This is a genomic window from Dickeya aquatica, from assembly GCF_900095885.1.
Classification (GTDB): domain Bacteria; phylum Pseudomonadota; class Gammaproteobacteria; order Enterobacterales; family Enterobacteriaceae; genus Dickeya; species Dickeya aquatica.
Map to the genome: position 1 here is coordinate 3,345,016 of NZ_LT615367.1, position 19,043 is coordinate 3,364,058.

At 53.4% G+C, this 19,043-nt stretch carries 19 protein-coding genes; 7 read left to right on the plus strand and 12 right to left on the minus strand.

Annotated elements, in window-relative coordinates; all coding sequences use genetic code 11:
• Nucleotides 1–50: 50 nt before the first annotated feature.
• The 8 genes from DAQ1742_RS15240 to rppH all read right to left on the minus strand — a co-directional run bounded on the left by DAQ1742_RS15240 (nucleotide 51) and on the right by rppH (nucleotide 7,059).
• Nucleotides 51–455 carry a prepilin-type N-terminal cleavage/methylation domain-containing protein gene (locus DAQ1742_RS15240; RefSeq protein WP_232046515.1) on the minus strand — a complete coding sequence of 135 codons (405 nt, stop codon included), beginning with the start codon at nucleotides 453–455 and terminating at the stop codon, nucleotides 51–53.
• Entirely contained in the window at nucleotides 439–1,005 is a 567-nt protein-coding gene (locus tag DAQ1742_RS15245) for a YgdB family protein (protein WP_232046517.1), read from the minus strand. Before DAQ1742_RS15245 ends, DAQ1742_RS15240 begins: the two co-directional genes overlap by 17 nt.
• A complete protein-coding gene (locus tag DAQ1742_RS15250) occupies nucleotides 995–1,585 on the minus strand; it encodes a prepilin peptidase-dependent protein (RefSeq protein WP_035340317.1) in 591 nt (196 codons plus the stop codon). The genes DAQ1742_RS15245 and DAQ1742_RS15250 overlap by 11 nt, the downstream gene beginning before the upstream one ends.
• Complete coding sequence (locus DAQ1742_RS15255; protein ID WP_232046520.1) at nucleotides 1,579–2,139, minus strand: prepilin peptidase-dependent protein; 561 nt, start codon at nucleotides 2,137–2,139, stop codon at nucleotides 1,579–1,581. The genes DAQ1742_RS15250 and DAQ1742_RS15255 overlap by 7 nt, the downstream gene beginning before the upstream one ends.
• 179 nt (nucleotides 2,140–2,318) lie before the next feature.
• Nucleotides 2,319–3,113, minus strand: coding sequence for a thymidylate synthase (gene thyA, locus DAQ1742_RS15260; RefSeq protein ID WP_035340316.1), 795 nt, complete (start codon nucleotides 3,111–3,113; stop codon nucleotides 2,319–2,321).
• Between the two features lie 32 nt (nucleotides 3,114–3,145).
• Complete coding sequence (gene lgt, locus DAQ1742_RS15265) at nucleotides 3,146–4,006, minus strand: prolipoprotein diacylglyceryl transferase (protein ID WP_035340314.1); 861 nt, start codon at nucleotides 4,004–4,006, stop codon at nucleotides 3,146–3,148.
• A gap of 264 nt (nucleotides 4,007–4,270) precedes the next feature.
• A complete protein-coding gene (gene ptsP, locus DAQ1742_RS15270; RefSeq protein ID WP_035345780.1) occupies nucleotides 4,271–6,517 on the minus strand; it encodes a phosphoenolpyruvate--protein phosphotransferase in 2,247 nt (748 codons plus the stop codon).
• 14 nt (nucleotides 6,518–6,531) lie between these two features.
• Entirely contained in the window at nucleotides 6,532–7,059 is a 528-nt protein-coding gene (rppH, locus tag DAQ1742_RS15275) for an RNA pyrophosphohydrolase (protein WP_035340312.1), read from the minus strand.
• A 731-nt stretch (nucleotides 7,060–7,790) separates the two neighbouring features.
• On the opposite strand from rppH, the gene mutH reads away from it, so the two are divergent.
• The 3 genes from mutH to DAQ1742_RS15290 all read left to right on the plus strand — a co-directional run bounded on the left by mutH (nucleotide 7,791) and on the right by DAQ1742_RS15290 (nucleotide 10,143).
• Nucleotides 7,791–8,477 carry a DNA mismatch repair endonuclease MutH gene (mutH, locus tag DAQ1742_RS15280; protein WP_035345778.1) on the plus strand — a complete coding sequence of 229 codons (687 nt, stop codon included), beginning with the start codon at nucleotides 7,791–7,793 and terminating at the stop codon, nucleotides 8,475–8,477.
• A 226-nt stretch (nucleotides 8,478–8,703) separates the two neighbouring features.
• Nucleotides 8,704–8,922: a YgdI/YgdR family lipoprotein gene (locus DAQ1742_RS15285; RefSeq protein WP_035340310.1), complete on the plus strand. Its 219-nt coding sequence runs from the start codon at nucleotides 8,704–8,706 to the stop codon at nucleotides 8,920–8,922.
• A 180-nt stretch (nucleotides 8,923–9,102) separates the two neighbouring features.
• Nucleotides 9,103–10,143, plus strand: a complete 1,041-nt coding sequence (locus DAQ1742_RS15290; RefSeq protein WP_035340307.1) for an NADP(H)-dependent aldo-keto reductase — start codon at nucleotides 9,103–9,105, stop codon at nucleotides 10,141–10,143.
• A 90-nt stretch (nucleotides 10,144–10,233) separates the two neighbouring features.
• Here DAQ1742_RS15290 and DAQ1742_RS15295 read toward each other — a convergent pair whose 3' ends face one another.
• From DAQ1742_RS15295 to trmB, 3 genes are read right to left on the minus strand one after another with little or no spacing between them, the layout of a single operon-like run.
• Nucleotides 10,234–10,977 carry a YggN family protein gene (locus DAQ1742_RS15295; protein WP_035340305.1) on the minus strand — a complete coding sequence of 248 codons (744 nt, stop codon included), beginning with the start codon at nucleotides 10,975–10,977 and terminating at the stop codon, nucleotides 10,234–10,236.
• A gap of 49 nt (nucleotides 10,978–11,026) precedes the next feature.
• The gene (locus DAQ1742_RS15300; RefSeq protein WP_035340303.1) at nucleotides 11,027–11,371 is read right to left on the minus strand and encodes a YggL family protein; all 345 of its coding nucleotides are present in this window, start codon (nucleotides 11,369–11,371) and stop codon (nucleotides 11,027–11,029) included.
• A complete protein-coding gene (trmB, locus tag DAQ1742_RS15305) occupies nucleotides 11,371–12,090 on the minus strand; it encodes a tRNA (guanosine(46)-N7)-methyltransferase TrmB (RefSeq protein WP_035340301.1) in 720 nt (239 codons plus the stop codon). Before trmB ends, DAQ1742_RS15300 begins: the two co-directional genes overlap by 1 nt.
• 157 nt (nucleotides 12,091–12,247) lie before the next feature.
• On the opposite strand from trmB, the gene mutY reads away from it, so the two are divergent.
• The 4 genes from mutY to ansP all read left to right on the plus strand — a co-directional run bounded on the left by mutY (nucleotide 12,248) and on the right by ansP (nucleotide 16,630).
• The gene (gene mutY / locus DAQ1742_RS15310; protein WP_180706339.1) at nucleotides 12,248–13,342 is read left to right on the plus strand and encodes an A/G-specific adenine glycosylase; all 1,095 of its coding nucleotides are present in this window, start codon (nucleotides 12,248–12,250) and stop codon (nucleotides 13,340–13,342) included.
• A 2-nt stretch (nucleotides 13,343–13,344) separates the two neighbouring features.
• Nucleotides 13,345–13,617 carry an oxidative damage protection protein gene (locus DAQ1742_RS15315; RefSeq protein WP_035340299.1) on the plus strand — a complete coding sequence of 91 codons (273 nt, stop codon included), beginning with the start codon at nucleotides 13,345–13,347 and terminating at the stop codon, nucleotides 13,615–13,617.
• A 54-nt stretch (nucleotides 13,618–13,671) separates the two neighbouring features.
• Nucleotides 13,672–14,754, plus strand: a complete 1,083-nt coding sequence (mltC, locus tag DAQ1742_RS15320; RefSeq protein WP_180706167.1) for a membrane-bound lytic murein transglycosylase MltC — start codon at nucleotides 13,672–13,674, stop codon at nucleotides 14,752–14,754.
• Between the two features lie 418 nt (nucleotides 14,755–15,172).
• The gene (ansP, locus tag DAQ1742_RS15325; protein WP_035340295.1) at nucleotides 15,173–16,630 is read left to right on the plus strand and encodes an L-asparagine permease; all 1,458 of its coding nucleotides are present in this window, start codon (nucleotides 15,173–15,175) and stop codon (nucleotides 16,628–16,630) included.
• Nucleotides 16,631–16,697: 67 nt separating this feature from the next.
• On the opposite strand, the gene DAQ1742_RS15330 is transcribed toward ansP, so the two are convergent.
• On the minus strand, nucleotides 16,698–18,851 hold the full coding sequence (locus tag DAQ1742_RS15330) for an ornithine decarboxylase (protein ID WP_067486626.1): 2,154 nt from the start codon (nucleotides 18,849–18,851) through the stop codon (nucleotides 16,698–16,700).
• Nucleotides 18,852–19,043 lie beyond the last annotated feature (192 nt).

Below are 19,043 nucleotides of genomic sequence, written 5' to 3' on the forward strand. Positions count from 1 at the left end.
ACGCACAGATATCCGCACCGTGAGCGCAAAACCGGTGCCTCTCTTACCCATCATGCGGTATACCGGCTGGCCGTGGACGTTACCGTATCGAGAGGGTTATGGCAAAACCAGCGTTCGAGCGAAGCCTGGTAGCGGTAAGGCGTCTCGATTGTTACCGTCACGCTTCGACACACCGGTGGGTGGTTTTGTTCAATTCGGCTAATACGCCAGCCTGGTGGCAAGGCAAACGTCTGCGCGAGTTCTGGCCTCTCTTCGGCATCAAGCTGCTGATGAGCAAACCGCCATGCCTGACGTTGCTGCATCTGGTGCACCAGTGATTGCACCAGTACCTGATGATATTGCAACAACCCGCAGAGCAACACGGCAAAGACCAACGCAGCAACCAATGTTTCCGGCAAACTAAAGCCAGCGACACGCGGCGGGCGCAATACTACGCCCTTAACGCGCTGGCGCACAAACTGACTCTTCTGACTCGGGGCAGACATCCAGCCAGCCGCCCACCAGCGGTTGAATCTGTACTGCCGAATGCTGTATCTGAACCGCTACCCGGTGATACACCACAAGTGGCTCGGCACTACCATCAAGCCGCCCTTCTCCACGCAGCAGCCCCATACGTGAGTTGCCGCTGGCAGCCAGACGATTATCATCTGCCACAGGCTGGCTTTTAGGTATATGCAAACAGGCAGATAGCGCTCGCGCAGCCATAGACTGGCACTGCCACTCATTATCAGGCGGCCAGCGCAGGCTCATTCCCCAGTTCAGCGATGACATAGCCAGATTAAATGCCTGCCAAAAGCGTTGTTCATCTATGCCAAGTTTTAACTGGCTATCTAACTGACGCTGCAAGCCTGACAACAACAATAACCCGACAACCATCACCAGCATAACAATCGCCAGAATACTGCCTTGCTCTGACTGAATAGAAAAGCGTTGTTCTGCCTTACTTTTTTTATTGATACCGCCCTCGTGTGTGATGGGCTGATGAGTAATGTCGCTATCTGGCATGGTTCCTCCCTGTCACGAGGCTCTCTGAGCGCCATCGTTTTCCTGCCCGTCCAACCCAATAGCCTTCCAGTAAAAGCCGATAACGCGGTAATACACCCGACGATAACGGTAAAACACGGAACTGTGTGATGATGACTTCTGCCGGATCCAGTAGTTTTTCCCAGCGGTTTCCCTGACAAGCGGGCCCTCCCGTTTGCACCTCCAGGGCATTCTCTCGCAGGCGATAGCTAAAAAACTCGGGGTCTGCATCAGCACCACTCTCCCAGCGGCCATTGCGGTTAACGTCGTATGTCAGACTCAGGCAACTGACCTGGCCTTCGCCATCGAGTTGCAATGTCAACGCTCGCCCCTGACAGTCCCCATGGCAGAAACCCGCACGCCGGATGTCTTTTTCAATACCCAGCATGACCTGATTAAACAGCTGTTCAAGACGCAACTGGCTGGTATTTTCCTGAATGCGGGCGCGCAGTAATGGCAGAATCTGGGCAACCGAGAGCATGACCAGGCTGCCTGCCGCCATTGCCAGCATCATTTCCGGTAATGTAAAACCGGCGGCTCCTCGCCGGAGGTGACTTAACATATAGGGATCCCCTGTACAGAAAAGCCTTCGCTGCACAGTCGCAAACGCCCTCGGGCTGATATCACCAGCCGCACCCGCCCTGCCGGGCTACGCAGCGTCAAATGCCCGGACTGCGCGGCATTGCGTAAACCATAAAACACCAGGCGCGGGCTGGTGGTTTCCAGCAGTTCAACCTCCTTGAGGTAACGGTAATACACCGTTTTTTCAGCCGCATCACAGTGCGCTGGAGCATCGGTTAACACGAGACACCACGCGTCGGCAGAGGATTGTACCCATAGCGCCATCGTCTGATTGCGCCAGTTAGCCTGCGTCTGTACTGCGGTTAAGACGCTAAGGAGCTGACGAGCATGTTGCTCTAATTGCAGTGACTGGCGGTAAGCCAGCCAGCTTCGCAAGCCGCCGCCGGCCAGCATAGCTATCACGGTGATAACCAGCATCAGTTCCGTCAGGCTAAACCCATATTGTTGTCGGTTGTTATCGCTCATGGCCGCTATTCTAAAACGCCCCAGCGGCATGACCAGCGCCGTTGCATCAGGTTGCGTAGCATTTCGCAAACAACCACTGCCACCACAGAAAACAGCCAAAAAATTGCGCAGAGGCACGCAAAAATACGAGGAAATAAGGGGATAAAAAAATCCCCCGCCAGCGATGCTGACAGGGGATGATGTATAGAGTTAAGACTGGAACGAACCGTGCGATAACCTTACCCGGTAAGGCGGCAAGTCTGCATCTGTCAAATGGCTACCGGAGCTTTAATCGCCGGGTGCGGGTCATAACCTTCAACCTCAAAATCCTCAAAGCGGTAGTCAAACAGCGATGCAGGACGACGTTTAATCACCAGACGGGGTAGCGAACGCGGTTCACGGCTGAGTTGTAAACGCGCCTGCTCCAGATGGTTGTTGTAAAGGTGCGTGTCTCCGCCGGTCCAGACAAAATCCCCCACCTCCAGATCGCACTGTTGTGCCAGCATATGCACCAATAATGCATAGCTGGCGATGTTAAACGGCAAGCCGAGAAACACATCACAAGAGCGCTGATAAAGCTGGCAGGAGAGTTTTCCATCAGCAACGTAGAACTGGAAGAACGCATGACAAGGTGCCAGCGCCATTTTATCCAGCTCACCGACGTTCCAGGCCGAAACAATAATGCGGCGCGAATCCGGGTCTTGTTTTAGCTGCGCCAGAACCGTTTGTAGCTGGTCTATCTGACGGCCGTCAGCGGTTCCCCAGGCGCGCCACTGCTTGCCATACACCGGGCCTAAAGAGCCGCTTTCGTCTGCCCACTCATCCCAAATAGAGACATTATTTTCTCGCAGGTAGGCGATATTGGTATCACCGTTCAGAAACCATAACAGCTCATGAATGATCGAACGTAAATGACAGCGCTTGGTCGTGACCAGCGGAAAGCCATCGCGCAGATTGAAACGCATCTGATGCCCGAAAATAGATAACGTTCCGGTGCCGGTGCGGTCATCTTTCGGTATTCCCTCATCGAGCACTTTTTGCATCAGTTCCAGATACTGTTTCATACCACCTCATCAACTTAATTTTGGATCAATACTCATGACCGGGCCGGTTGACGGCGGTATGCCCACACCATCATTAGCACCCCAGCCAGCACCATCGGCAGTGACAGGATCTGCCCCATGCTGATGCCGCTAAACAGCCCCAGTTGGGCATCCGGCTGGCGGAAGAATTCAACGATGATACGAAACGCGCCGTAGCCAATCAGGAATAAACCGGAAACACTGCCCATCGGACGGGATTTGCGAATAAAAAAATTCAGGATAATAAACAACACCACACCTTCAAGCACCAGCTCATAGAGCTGCGATGGATGGCGCGGCAGTACACCGTACTGATTAAAGATGGCCTGCCATTGCGGATTTGCCGCCGCCAGCGCCATATCTTCACCACGAGAAGAGGGGAATAACATCGCCCAGGGCGTATCTGTGGTGACACGGCCCCAGAGTTCACCGTTGATGAAGTTGCCCAAACGACCGGCTCCCAGCCCAAATGGGATCAAGGGTGCCATAAAATCAGATACATGGAAGAAATTGCGGCGGGTACGATGAGCAAACCACAACATCACGGTGATAACCCCAAGCAGGCCACCGTGGAAGGACATTCCGCCATCCCACACCCGGAACAGGTAGAGCGGGTTAGCCAGGAAATTGGGAAATGCGTAGAACAGTACGTACCCGAGCCGCCCGCCAACAAACACCCCGAGGAAACCGAAATAGAGCAGGTTCTCCACTTCCTCTTTGCGCCAGCCGCTATTGCTTTTCCCAGCCCGGCGCACTGCCAGCCACATGGCAAAAACAAACCCGACCAAATACATCAGTCCGTACCAGTGCAGGGAAACCGGCCCTATTGAAAATATCACCGGATCAAACTGGGGAAATGCCAGATAGCTCGTCATCGTCGTTCACCACATTGATTATTGCTTTTATTGCCGCCTAGTCCCTGATATCGGGGGCGATTTAGCGCGTTCACCACACCTGGCAACTGTCTGCCGAGTGCGGTTGCGCATAATAGCATAGCTGGTCAACACAGGTGGCGACGACGGGATAAAAGAACTGTAAACATTATGATACCGGGCCTGCCGCTCTTGACATGTCAAGAGCGTAAGCATTCCGGGATTACCCAAACCACAGAGCGCGCAACATCAGGCACGATAAGACTTTCAGCGCCCACCACGGATAAGACCGCCCAGGCCGCGTTCTTCAATAAAAATTGACGCCCATTGCCGGACTTCGCTGGCAGTTTGTGCACCGAGGACTTTTTGTGCCAGTTGGTGCGATTCATCAGCACCGATACGCCGCAGCAGGTATTTAACACGAGCGACACTGCGCCCGTTCATGCTCAACGTGCGATAGCCAAGTCCGGTTAGCAGCAATGCCCCCATCGGCTCGCCCGCCATTTCCCCACACACCGACACCGGCAACTGATATTCCCGGCAGTGGGTGATAATCATATTCAAGGCGTGCAGCATGGCGGGGTGGAGGCTGTCGTAAAGTGCGCCCACATGAGGATTATTGCGATCGACTGCCAGCAGATACTGGGTCAGGTCATTGGTGCCAACCGAGACAAAATCAATACGTGATGACAAATGCGGCAGTAAAAACAGCACCGACGGCACTTCCAGCATGATGCCGATCCGCGGTCGTGGAGCGGGGAATCCCAGCGTTTCTGATACTTCTGCCTGAGCCCGCTCAATCAGCCGTTTTGCCTCATCTATCTCATCGAGGCTATTGATCATCGGCAGCAGAATACGGAGATTGCCAATCTGCGCGTTGGCGCGCAGCATCGCGCGCACCTGAATCATAAAGATTTCCGGCTGATCGAGTGTGACGCGAATACCTCGCCAGCCAAGGCAAGGGTTCTCTTCGCTGATGGGTAAATAAGGCAACTGTTTGTCAGCACCGATATCCAGCGTGCGCAGCATGACGGGGCGCGACGGGTATAAACGTAGCATCCCTTCATATTGCGTCATCTGCTCTTCTTCCGAAGGGAAACCATTTTGCAGCATAAACGGGATTTCAGTGCGGTATAAGCCCACGCCATCAACCTGATTGATAAAGCGTTTTTCATGCTCGGCGCTCAAACCGGCATTGAGCATCACTTCCATGCGCTCACCGGTTTTGAGCACGGCCGGGCGTTCCATGTCATCTTCCGCCAGCCGGGTCAGCTCGTTTTCTTCACTCAGCAGACGCTGGTATTCCTGCACCAGCACGGGCTCCGGGTCAACCAGCAGCTCTCCCCGGTAGCCATCCAGCACCAGTAACCGCTGATGCAGCAACTCAGGCTGGATATCCGCATCCATCAGGGTGGGGATCCCCATCGCTCGCACCATAATGGCCGCGTGGGAATTGGCCGCACCGTCATAGGCAACCACGCCCGCCAGGCGCTCTTGCGGCACTTCTGCCAGCAAGGTGGCCGTTAGCTCATCGGCAACCAAAATAAAGCGTTCCGGCCACTGGCCGTTGCTTTGTGCATTATCATCAAGATGAAACAGCAGGCGTTGCCCGAGAGCACGTAAATCACTGGAACGATCGCGCAGGTAAGTATCTTGCAGGCTGGCAAACTGGGCGGCAAAGCGCTCGATCACCACTTTTACTGCCCATTCCGCCACACTGCCAGTGTCAACTTCCTGAAACAGGTCACGCTTAAGACGCGCATCGTTGAGCAGGTGGGAGTAGAAATCGAAGATAGCGGCGCTCTCTTTTTGCGCGCTGGCGCTAAAGCGTTTGCTAAAGCGGCGAAATTCGGCAGCCGCCTCTTCCATCGCCATCACCAGACGGGATCGTTCACGATCGCTATCGAGGCTGGAGGCGGGGAACACCAGTTCCAGCGATGGCTGGCTGCGATCCTGCCAGCCCGGCGCGATGGCCACGCCGGAAGAGGCAACCATCGCTTTTATCCGTGTTTGCCGGTACTGACCAAACAGCGCTTTCATCTGCGATTGGGACAAGATGGCTGCCATTTGGGTCGCCAGCGTCACCATAAATGACTCTTCGTTCTTATCGAACTGGCGATGCTCACGCTGCTGCACCACCAGCACGCCCAGCAACTGACGCCGGTGGATAATCGGCACACCCAGAAATGAGCGGAAATGTTGCTCGCGCACGGCGGGAATAAATTTAAAACTGGGATGGCTTTGAGCATCAGCCAGATTGATAGGCTCGGCACGTTCGCCGACCAGGCCGACGATCCCCTGGCCGAACGCCAGCGTTATCGTGCGGCCACGCGGCTTTTTCAGCCCGCGTGTTGCCATCAGGTAATAGCATTGGCGGTCATTATCTGCCAGATAAATGGAGCACACCTCGGTATCCATCGCCTGGCAGGTTTCATTGACCAAAATCTCTAATGCATCACTCAACCGGGCTGCGGCAGCCACCTTCTCGATAATTTCTCGCAGTCGCGTGAGCATCATGATAGATCGGATTATCCTCGTTTTCGTCGGGTACCAGAGGGCAGTCTGACTGCCGAATTCTCCTGTAGCTGAATAACGGCGGTGACAAACTCTTTCATTACTTTTCGGTAAACATCACGTTTGAATGACACAACCTGACGCACCGGATACCAATAGCTTACCCAGCGCCAGCCGTCAAACTCCGGCGTACCGCTACTTTGCATATTAATATCGGACTCATTACACATTAACTGTAGCAGAAACCATTTCTGCTTTTGGCCGATACAGACCGGTTTTGTATCCCAACGCACCAAACGTTTTGGCAATTTATAGCGCAGCCAGCTTCGCGTGGAAGCCAGAATACGAACGTCCTTTTTCCGCAATCCCACTTCCTCGAACAGTTCACGGTACATGGCCTGTTCCGCGCTTTCTCCGGGGTTTATCCCCCCCTGGGGAAACTGCCAGGAGTGCTGGCCGTAGCGACGAGCCCACAAGACCTGGCCCTGCCGATTACAAATGACAATACCAACATTCGGGCGGTAGCCATCATCGTCGATCACCGGACTACCTCAATAAACAAGAATGTAAAGATGGCCCGATTGTTTCACACTCCTGACAGGCGGTAAACTCCCGCTTTACATCCCCCGAGAAGCGCCCCGATTGCGAGGCTCGTGACCATTCTCCTGATAAAACACGGTTAACCCACAGATGTCAGCCAAGTTATAAACATGCGGCCAGTGAATAGGGCATTTTATTCACTTTTTCTGTGGACATCTTTGTGAAGAACATCATGAAAAAGTGAGTAAAACCTGTTTTAACTTAATTCCCCTTATCCACAGCTATTAAAAATAGCTATTTTCTTTCAAACAATTAAACGATTCCTGACGACGTTTTCCACCGGCTACCTTAACTGTGATCGGGCGCAACATTCAGAATGGCTAAAGATCGCACGACCAAGCCGTTATCCACAGGCCATGGCGTAAAAGCAGCCAAAAAATCACCAAAACCAGCAAATCTGCCCCTCGTCAAGGCTGTAAATCAAAACAGTGATCCCCGGTTATCCCGGTTATCCCAAAAATCTGTGGATAACCTAGTGTAAAATCCTGTTCATTGTCGGTGGCTTGTCATGAACAAAACCGGAGACTCTGATTTTCGCTCCACGGCAAAGAAAAAAAATCACAGCATAATCATGCTATTATTATTTTTCAGCACCATATCGGGTAGCCGGGTAAAAGCCCGCCTTATTGGCGCTCAATTTTTAATCAAATCACATTCAATAGACGGGTTCGGCATGAACACCCCAAGACTCCACCAACAGGCACCAGACAACGAACAGGCGCTATTGCGGCGCGCACAAGCACTGGCAGGCTACTCGCTTGCCGAACTGGCCCAGTTTGCCCACCTGCCACTGCCAGCCAATCTCAAGCGCGACAAAGGGTGGATTGGTACATTACTGGAGCGTTTTCTCGGTGCCAGCGCAGGCAGTAAGCCTGAACAAGATTTCCCCGAGCTCGGCGTAGAACTAAAAACTATCCCAATTGATGAACAAGGCCGTCCACTGGAAACCACGTTTGTCTGTGTTGCTCCCCTGACCGGAAATAGCGGCGTAACCTGGCAGAGCAGTCATGTACGTCGCAAGCTTGCCAAAGTGCTGTGGATCCCGGTTGAAGGCTCACGGGCCATCCCGCTGGGAGAGCGCCATATCGGAGCCCCTTTGCTGTGGAGCCCAAATGAAGAGGAAGAGAGGCGGTTACGTCAGGATTGGGAAGAGCTGATGGACTTGATTGTTCTGGGTAAAGTGGAAAGTATTACCGCTCGTCATGGTGAAGTATTACAGTTGCGCCCCAAGGCCGCCAATAGCCGCGTATTAACCGAAGCCATTGGCGAACATGGCCAGCCTATCCTGACGCTACCGCGTGGCTTTTATCTCAAGAAAACCTTTACCACACCATTGCTGGCGCGCCATTTCTTGCTGTAACGCGCCTGAGCACTCAACCTTATCAGTGCAAAAAGCCCTGAATCACCAAGACAATCCTGCTAAAAATCACCCCTATTTCATAGGGAAATAACTAACGTGCTATTTCTCTATATGTCCTTACGTATCTTTTTAATTTTTTTGACCAAAATCCTAGCCACAGGCTGATAAGGCTTTGCTAAACTGGCAAGAGGTTCAATTTTTTTGCTAAATCACAGGTAAACTCAGTATGCGATCCCGGCTTATCACCGTCTTAGCCCTGACGTCTGTCTTCCTGCTTTGTGGCTGTACCCGTCACTACGTCATCGCCACCAAAGAGGGGCAGATGCTACTGGCGCAGGGAAAACCCGCGCTTGACCCGGCTACCGGCCTGCTCAGTTATACTGATGAAGATGGTTCCCGTCACCAGCTCCACCCTGATAGCGTTTCTCAGGTTATTGAACGCTGACAGACGGCCACACTGCATTTTCCCTGGGCGCGCCAGACACCTTCAGGCCCGGCGCTTTCACCGCTTTCCACCTCGTTTTTCCGGCATAAAGAAACTTCCCCCTCGCCTCGGCTTGGTTATAGTCGCCAGTGAGGTGCCTTACGCACCGACCTTATTTAGAAGAATAAAAAGGAAACTGCAATGCACTATCATCGTATTCCCCACAGCAGTCTGGAAGTCAGTACGCTGGCGCTTGGCACCATGACCTTTGGTGAACAGAACAGCGAAGCGGATGCGCATGCTCAATTGGATCTTGCTGTCGCCAGCGGCGTCAACCTGATTGATACCGCAGAAATCTACCCGGTGCCACCGCGTTCAGAAACACAAGGGCTGACAGAGAGTTATATCGGTTCCTGGCTGAAAAGCCGTGGCGGGCGCGAAAAGCTGATCATTGCAAGCAAGGTAGCAGGCCCGGTACGGGCGAGTGACAACAGCGTGCGACCACAGCAGGCGCTGGATCGCAAAAATATCCGCGCCGCATTGGATGAGAGCTTAAAGCGCCTGAATACCGATTATATCGATCTCTATCAGGTGCATTGGCCGCAACGTCAAACCAACTGCTTTGGTAAGCTGAATTATCAATACACCAGCGAAAAACCCGTTGTCACACTGCTTGAAACCTTAGAAGCCCTGAGCGAACAGGTTCGGGCCGGTAAAATCCGCTATATTGGCGTCTCAAACGAAACCCCGTGGGGAGTGATGCGCTACCTGCAACTGGCGGAAAAGCACGACCTGCCCCGCATTGTTTCCATCCAGAACCCCTATAGCCTGCTGAATCGCAGTTTTGAGGTCGGCCTTTCGGAAATCAGTCAGCATGAGGGGGTGGAATTGCTGGCCTACTCGCCGCTGGCTTTTGGCACCCTGAGCGGAAAATATTTGAACGGCGCGAAACCTGCCGGTGCGCGTAACACGCTATTCAGCCGTTTTGTGCGCTATTCAGCGCCCCACACTCAGCAAGCGATTGCCGAGTATGTTGCTCTGGCGCAAAAACACGGGCTCGACCCGGCACAAATGGCGCTGGCTTTCGTACGCCAACAGCCGTTTGTCGCCAGTACGCTGCTGGGTGCAACCACACTGGCTCAATTACAAACTAATTTAGACAGCCTGAACGTCACGCTGGGTGACGAGTTGCTGGCCGAACTGGAAGCCATTCACCGCCGCTTTACCATCCCTGCCCCTTAAATCTTACCGCAGGCTTTGCCTCTGTGAGGCCTGCCTGCGACACCAACACGGTACGGTATGCCCATGCCGTTGGCCTCAAGGCATGAGGTTTTATTTCATGCCTTGCAACAACTGAATACGTTGGTTTTCCAGTGCCGTGACCCGGTTACAGACGTCATGACCAAAACGCTGGAAATCAGATTCCTGATTACTCCATTCGGCCTGAATCGCTTTTTGCAAGCCGCCCAGATTGCCCATCATCGCCTGCAACGGGTTGCCGCCACCGCTGCCGCTCATCTGCTTAACGCCCATTTCATTGAGGCTATCTTGCAACACGCCGCCCATCGCTCGCTCGACAATCTGACGGCCTTCTTGCTCCACCTGACGAATAGCCTGATGGTGGAACGCCAGCCCATCCGCACGGTGTTCGATAATCCGGCTCATCTGCTGCTTTAGCTGCTCATCGAGCGAGGTCAGACGGCCACGGACACGGCTGTCAGCACCGAGCTGCTGCACAATCACCTTATCCAGCGCTTGTCGCGCACGCTCCAGACGCTGCCTGGCCCCGTCGTCAATCCACGGTAACTGCTGGCGCAACTCAGCCTGATAAGCCTGCGCCTGCTGGCGCTGCGTCGCCGTTAGCGACACCGAGCGACCATAACGCTGCACATCGCCTTGGGGCGAAATCTGCACATCGCCGCTTACGCCGGTTAAGCTAACGCTTTGTGGGGTAATGGTAATGTCATCCTGAGGATTGACGTTGCACTGATACGCAGCCTGTACCTGTCCGGCCAGCAGCATCAGGGTTGCCATAAATACGTTACGCAATGCCGTTTTATGTTGATGCAACACCATAAAGACTCCTGAAAAAACGGCCTGATATCAGGCCGGGGAAACGGGTGTTTTAAGCAAGATTAGCCGGGAGATCCCACCAAATGTCGAACAGATCGCTCACGGTCACGTCTGTCAACTGATGGGCGTCAAGCCAGTTTTTCACCAGCTCACGATGCGCATCGGTGCAATTACCCAATTTTTGCATGCACACCAATCCCTGCCACTGCAAGTAACCGCTGCCTTCAAAGGCTAACCCATTCGGTTCGATGACGTCATCGACAAACACATCCAGCAGGCGGTCAATGTCTGCGACATTCGTCTGCGGCGCAAAGCGCCAGCTCACGGCAAAACCGAATTCCTGAAACTCATCAATGTGCAGTTTTTTACGTAAACGACGACTGCGATTTATAGCCATTATTGCTTCCTCTCAAACATAAGATCCCATACGCCATGCCCTAATCGCTGGCCGCGCGCTTCAAATTTGGTTAATGGCCGCGATGCAGGACGCGGCACATAATCACCCGTGACGGATAAATTGTGATATCCCTCGACAGCACGCATTACGTCAAGCATGTGCTGAGCATACGCCTCCCAGTCTGTCGCCATGTGGAACACGCCGCCGATAGCCAGTTTACGCTGCACCTGCTCGACAAAAGGAATCTGGACAATACGACGCTTGTTATGGCGTGCTTTGTGCCACGGGTCAGGGAAAAACAGCTGCACCATTGCCAGTGAGCCATCGGGGATCATGTTATCCAGCACTTCCACGGCATCATGGCACATGACGCGCAGATTACTGACACCCGCCTCCTGCACCGCGCCAAGGCACGCGCCAACGCCCGGCAGATGCACCTCAATACCGATAAAGTTCTGTTCCGGGTGCTGCTGCGCCATCGTAACCAGCGAAGCCCCCATGCCAAAGCCAATCTCCAGTATAACGGGCGCATCCTGCCCAAACAGGCTGGCGAAGTTCAGCGCTTCAGGCTGGTATTCAACCCCCATGACCGGCCAAAAGCTATCCAGCGCCTGCTGCTGCCCTTTAGTCAGGCGGCCCTGACGACGCACAAAACTGCGAATTTTACGCAGCGGGCGTCCGTGTTCATCAAATTCCGGGGAGATGACGTTATTGATCATAGTGCGTTCAGTCAGTCTAGTGGGTTTTGAAAACGCGCATTATCCAAGGATACGGGTGTTTAGCAAGTAGCCACAGGTGGAAAGTTCCGGTTTACAGTACATTCACTCTGTGCTGGAATCGCTATCAAATTTTTACCTGCCGGATAACAACACCTCTATGATGCAAGCGCAACCGTTCGCGCAACAGGTGCTGGAGTGGTATGACCGCTACGGCCGCAAAACCCTGCCCTGGCAACACGAAAAAACGCCGTATAAAGTCTGGCTGTCCGAAGTGATGCTGCAACAGACACAGGTCAGCACCGTGATCCCTTATTTTGAGCGTTTTATGGCGCGTTTTCCAACCGTCGCCGATCTGGCTGCCGCCCCGCTCGATGATGTGTTGCATCTGTGGACCGGGCTCGGTTACTACGCACGCGCCCGTAATCTGCACAAAGCGGCCCAAAGGGTGATGTCCCAGCACGGCGGCGAATTTCCTACCCGCTTTGATGATGTCGCCGACCTTCCCGGCGTCGGGCGTTCAACCGCGGGTGCAATTCTGTCGCTGTCGCTCGGGCAGCACTACCCGATTCTTGATGGCAACGTCAAACGTGTGCTGGCGCGCTGCTACGCTATCGCGGGCTGGCCGGGGAAAAAAGAGGTGGAAAAGCAGCTTTGGACACTGAGCGAAACCGTAACACCCGCTCAGGGCGTCGAAAAATTCAATCAGGCGATGATGGATTTAGGCGCGATGGTGTGTACCCGTTCTCGCCCAAAATGCGAACTCTGCCCGCTTGCCAGCGGTTGCCAGGCCTATGCCGGGCAGAGCTGGAGCCAGTATCCCGGCAAGAAGCCCAGGCAGACGCTGCCTGAAAAGCAGGCCCTGTTTTTATTGATCCAGCAAGGGCAGCATGTCTGGCTGGAACAGCGGCCAGCGGTGGGATTATGGGGGGGCTCTACTGTTTTCCCCAGTTTTGAAACATCTGAAAAACTGGTCGACTGGTTGCACCTGCGCGGTATAAAGCCAGAAAAATTACGTCAGGGTATCGCCTTTCGTCATACCTTCAGTCATTTCCATCTTGATATTGTGCCAATGTGGATGGCACTGCCTGATGCGGCTGCCTGCATGGATGAGGGTGCCGGTCTCTGGTATAACTTAGCGCAGCCGCCGTCAGTCGGGCTGGCCGCACCGGTTGAGCGGTTATTACGCCAGTTGACTCAGCCTGCCTCTCTTTTCGCTGATACCGACAAACAGCATCAGGACACTAAGGAATAAGCATGAGCAGAACCATTTTTTGTACTTTTTTGCAGCGCGATGCCGAAGGGCTTGATTTTCAACTCTACCCCGGCGAACTGGGTAAGCGCATTTACAGTGAAATTTCCAAAGAGGCCTGGGCGCAGTGGCAGGCCAAGCAGACCATGCTTATCAACGAGAAAAAACTCAACATGATGCATGTTGAACATCGCAAACTGCTGGAGCAAGAGATGGTGCAGTTCCTGTTTGAAGGCAAGGACGTGCATATCGACGGCTATACCCCACCGCAACATTAACTGACAAGGGCCATCAGGCCCTGATGCGTCCCTGACCCCTTACGGCTTTATACGATGAAGAAACTGTTCGTTTTGCTGTTTATTGCTCCTTTGCTGGTCGGTTGCTCTGGCAAAAAAAACAATGAATACAATGAGGCGTTAGTCAAAGATACCAATGCCTTTGATATTCTTATGGGGCAGTTTGCCAACAATATTGAAAACATCTGGGGATTAAACGAGGTTCTGATAGCCGGCCCCAAAGACTACGTAAAATACTCCGACCAATACCTGACGCGTAGTCACGTCAACTTTGATGCCGGCACCATCACCATCGAGACCATTTCATCAACCAATTATCAGGTAAGCTTACGTCAGGCCATCGTGACCACACTGTTGATGGGTGATAACGCCAGCAACACCGATTTATATTCAGACGCCAACGACATCCAGATAAGCCGGGAACCGCTGTTATATGGCCAGGTGCTGGATAACACCGGGCAACCGATTCGCTGGGAAGGGCGCGCCGGAAGCTTCGCCGACTATCTGATTCAGAATAAACTGCAACGCCGTACCTCGGGCATGCGGGTTACCTGGTCTGTCACCATGCAACTGGTGCCAAACCATCTGGATAAACGCGCGCATAAATACCTGCCGATGGTACGTCAGGCTTCTGAACGCTATGGCATTGATGCCTCATTGATCCTCGCCATCATGCAAACTGAATCCAGCTTTAACCCGTATGCCGTCAGCCGCTCTGATGCGCTGGGATTAATGCAGGTGGTGCAACACAGCGCCGGGCGTGATGTGTTCAAAATGAAAGGCAAATGGGGGCAACCGAGCCGCAGCTATCTGTTCGACCCGGAAAGCAACATCGACACCGGCACCGCCTATTTGTCGATGCTGAAAAACATCTATCTCGCCGGTATTCAAAACCCCACCTCACAGCGCTATGCCATGATAACGGCCTATAACGGCGGTGCGGGTAGCGTGCTGCGGGTATTCTCCAATGATAAAGACACGGCATTTGGCATCATTAATAGCATGTCACCCAACGAGATTTACCAAACGCTGACCACGCGACATCCTTCTGCCGAATCACGTCATTATTTATACAAAGTGAACACAGCTCAGAAAAATTACCGCGCGTATAGCCGCTAGCGAGTCCCTGTCGGGAGAGGCATCACCGCCTCTCCCTTTTATCGTTATCACCCGCCCGCCTGCTCGAAAAATAACCATAGCAAACGATTGGTTACAGTCATAAGCAAACACTATATCAAACGCTTTGGGCAGGACTAATAACCAGTAAAAAATATATAAACAGACAAAAAAACAATAAAAATGCAAAAATAACGGATAAAAGCAAAACAAAATCACGGGATTCAGGCAGGGAATTTTTGCCTCTGGCCTCAGGAAACGGTAGCATCGCTGGCGTTTTTACTCCGCCGGGAAGGCAGGCGTAACAAGGAACAAACCCATCCACTCAATAAGTCAGGCTGTAACACCGCACGATAACCTGATGCGGTGATAAAACAGCCACTCATTCTCCTGAATGACAGACAAGGGAATCAAACAGGCAATGACTCAACATAAAAACCAGAGCGAACACCACGCCAAGCGACGCTGGCTCGATTCACACGAGACGGGCTACCACAAAAGTATGGGCAATCGTCAGGTACAGATGATTGCCATTGGCGGGTCAATTGGTACCGGTTTATTTCTCGGTGCAGGAGCCCGCTTGCAAATGGCTGGCCCGGCGCTGGCACTGGTGTATCTGCTGTGCGGTATTTTTTCATTTTTTATTTTGCGCGCACTCGGTGAACTTATCGTGCATCGCCCCACCAGTGGCAGCTTTGTTTCTTACGCCCGCGAGTTTTTGGGTGAAAAAGCCTCCTATGTTGCCGGCTGGATGTATTTCCTCAACTGGGCGATGACCGGCATTGTTGATATCACCGCCGTCGCGCTCTATATGCACTACTGGGGCACCTTTGCTGATGTGCCGCAATGGGTGTTCGCACTCACCGCACTGGCCATCGTCACCACCATGAACATGATTGGCGTGAAATGGTTCGCCGAGATGGAGTTCTGGTTTGCGCTTATCAAGGTCGCCGCAATCTCCCTGTTCCTGGTAGTGGGCACGATTTTTCTCGGCACCGGCAAAACGCTGGATGGCAATATTCCCGGATTACACTTGATAACCGATAACGGCGGGTTATTTCCCCACGGCTTATTGCCCGCACTGGTGTTAATTCAAGGGGTGATTTTTGCTTTTGCCGGTGTTGAACTGATTGGTACAGCAGCGGGTGAATGTAAAGACCCGGAAAAAACGCTGCCTAAAGCGGTTAACAGCGTTATCTGGCGTATTGGGCTGTTTTATGTCGGCTCGGTGGTGTTGCTGGTGTGCCTGCTGCCGTGGAATGCCTATCAGGCCGGGCAGAGCCCATTTGTCACCTTTTTCAGTAAACTTGGCGTGCCTTACATCGGCACCATCATGAATATTGTGGTGCTGTCGGCGGCACTCTCCAGCCTTAACTCCGGCCTCTACTCCACCGGGCGCATCCTGCGTTCGCTGTCACAAGGCGGGTCTGCCCCGGCCTTCGTTGGCAGGATGAACGCGCAATCCGTGCCTTATGCCGGGATACTGGTGACCGTGGCCATTCATGTCATTGGCGTATTTCTCAACTACATTGTGCCGTCCCAGGTCTTTGAAATTGTGCTGAATATCGCCTCGCTCGGCATCATCAGTTCCTGGGCGTTCATCATCCTATGCCAAATGAAACTGCGTCAGGCTATTCGCCAAGGCAAAGCCGCTCCCGTCGCTTTCCGTATGCCGTGGGCACCGTTCACCTCCTGGCTGACGCTGGCCTTTCTGCTCAGTGTGCTGGTGCTAATGGCGCTGGATTACCCGAACGGTACCTGGACGGTCGCCACCATTCCTCTGCTGGCCATGTTACTGGTCGCTGGCTGGTATGGGCTGCGTAAACAGAAAGAAGAGGTCAACCGGCTGAAAGCCGAGCACGAAAAAACAACGGCCTGATACGTTATTGGCGATAAAAAAACCGGGGATCCCCGGTTTTTTCTTTGGTGGGTGCCCCACAAGCCAGTTAACGGGCCATCACATTCGCGCACAGGCATTTGCTGCCATCCTCCTGCGCTACGCTGTAAACACCTTGTAACTCCGGCGCAAAACCCGGCATTAGGTTAATACCGGCTTCCAGCGCCTGGAAATAGCGCAGCACCGCTCCGCCCCACACTTCTCCTGGCACCACACACAGCACGCCCGGCGGATACGGCAGAGCCCCTTCAGCAGCAATACGTCCTTCCGCTTCGGCCAACGGCACCAGATCCACATCGCCACGGATATAGGCGGTATGTGCATCTTGCGGCAAGACGACGGCCTGAGGGAAAGAGGCCTTGCGAAACATCTCTTTTTGCAGCCGCTTCACGTCATGACTGACATAAAAATCATGCATTTCCTGGCACAACCGCCGCAGCGTGTAACCGCGATAGCGTTGCTCATACTTGTGGTACAGGCTCGGCAGCACTTCACTTAACGGCGCATTCTGCTCGATCAATTGCTCGAACTGCACCAGTGCCGCCACCAGTCGCGCCATTTTCTCGCCATCTTCGGCAGGCGTCAGCAAAAACAGAATGGAATTCAGGTCGCACTTTTCAGGAATAATGCCGTGTTCGCGCAGGTAATTGGCAAGAATGGTGGCCGGAATGCCAAATTCGGTATAAGCGCCGGTTACGGCGTCAATACCCGGCGTGGTCAGCAACAACTTGCACGGGTCAACAACATACTGCCCGTCGGCGTAACCTTCAAAAGCATGCCAGTTGGCACCAGGCTCGAAGCTAAAGAAACGCACATCTTGCGCTATCTCATCCGTGTCATAGTCTTGCCAGCGCTGACCGGCCACCCTCGGCGGTACAAACGGCACGACCTGCGAACAGCGCATCAGTAACTGTTTACGGGTTTCAATACCGAGTTTCACACACTCCATCCACAGCCTGCGCCCACTCGGGCCTTCATGCATTTTGGCGTTAACGTCCAGCGCCGCAAACAGCGGGTAAAACGGGCTGGTGGAGGCATGCAGCATGAAGGCGTTATTCAGGCGCTTATGCGGACAAAAGCGTTTTTGCCCACGAATATGGTTATCTTTCTTGTGGATTTGCGAGGTTTGTGAGAAACCGGCTTGTTGCTTATGCACCGACTGGGTGACAAAAATTCCCGGATCGTTCTCGTTTAAGTCCAGCAACAGCGGTGAGCACTGCTCCATCATCGGAATGAACTGTTCGTATCCCACCCAGGCGGAGTCGAACAGGATGTAGTCACACAGGTGGCCGATGCTGTCTACCACCTGCCGGGCGTTATAAATCGTACCGTCATAAGTGCCAAGCTGGATCACAGCAAGACGAAACGGCCGTGCATCATCGGCACGTTCTGGAGCCACTTCACGGATCAACTCACGCAAATAGCGCTCGCCAAAACAGTGTGCGTCCACGCCACCGATAAAACCAAACGGGTTACGGGCCGTTTCCAGATAAACCGGCGTCGCACCGGCCTGAATCAATGCACCGTGATGGTTGGATTTGTGGTTATTTCGATCGAACAGCACCAGGTCACCACGCGTGAGCAATGCGTTGGTCACCACTTTGTTCGCCGCCGACGTGCCATTCAGCACAAAATAGGTTTTGTCGGCGTTGAACACGGTCGCGGCAAATTTCTGCGCTTTCTTGGCGGCACCTTCATGGATCAGCAAGTCGCCCAGTTTCACATCGGCGTTACAGATATCTGACCGGAACATGTTCTCGCCATAAAACTCGAAAAACTGACGACCTGCCGGATGCTTGCGGAAAAACGCCCCGCCCTGATGCCCCGGACAGGCAAAGGTGGTATTGCGCATCCCCACATATTTTGCAAGCGTATCAAAAAACGGCGGCAATAACCGCGCCTGATACTCTGCGGCAGCCTTTTCCAGTTGCAGCGCATGTTCGCCGTCTGTATCCAGATACAACCATTCACTACCCGGTGGCAATGTTTCCTGCTGAGTATGCCAGGGCTCGCGTACCACGAATGTCGGAATACCAAAACCGGTGTGATACATCACCGATAGAATGCCACTGCGAGCCTCTTCAACCGACACCACCACGGCGGCAATGTCGGTAAAATCGGTCTGACTGAGCGCCACAACCGGACGCAAAGTGACAAGACGGGAGGCAACCGCCACATTAGCCGCAATTTTTAACTGTTTCATGTAACCAAACCCAAACGGTTAAGAATGAGTGTACGTGCCAGATAAGGCACTGCGCAGAGATAACGCTACGTGCTAAGCGTAACGTACCCCATTAACTCCTGCCCAACACGACGAACAGCATGCCAGCTAACCGCGACGAACGTATGACCCGCGCCAGCAGCACAGGTAAACATCGCATCATCTGGGAACAGC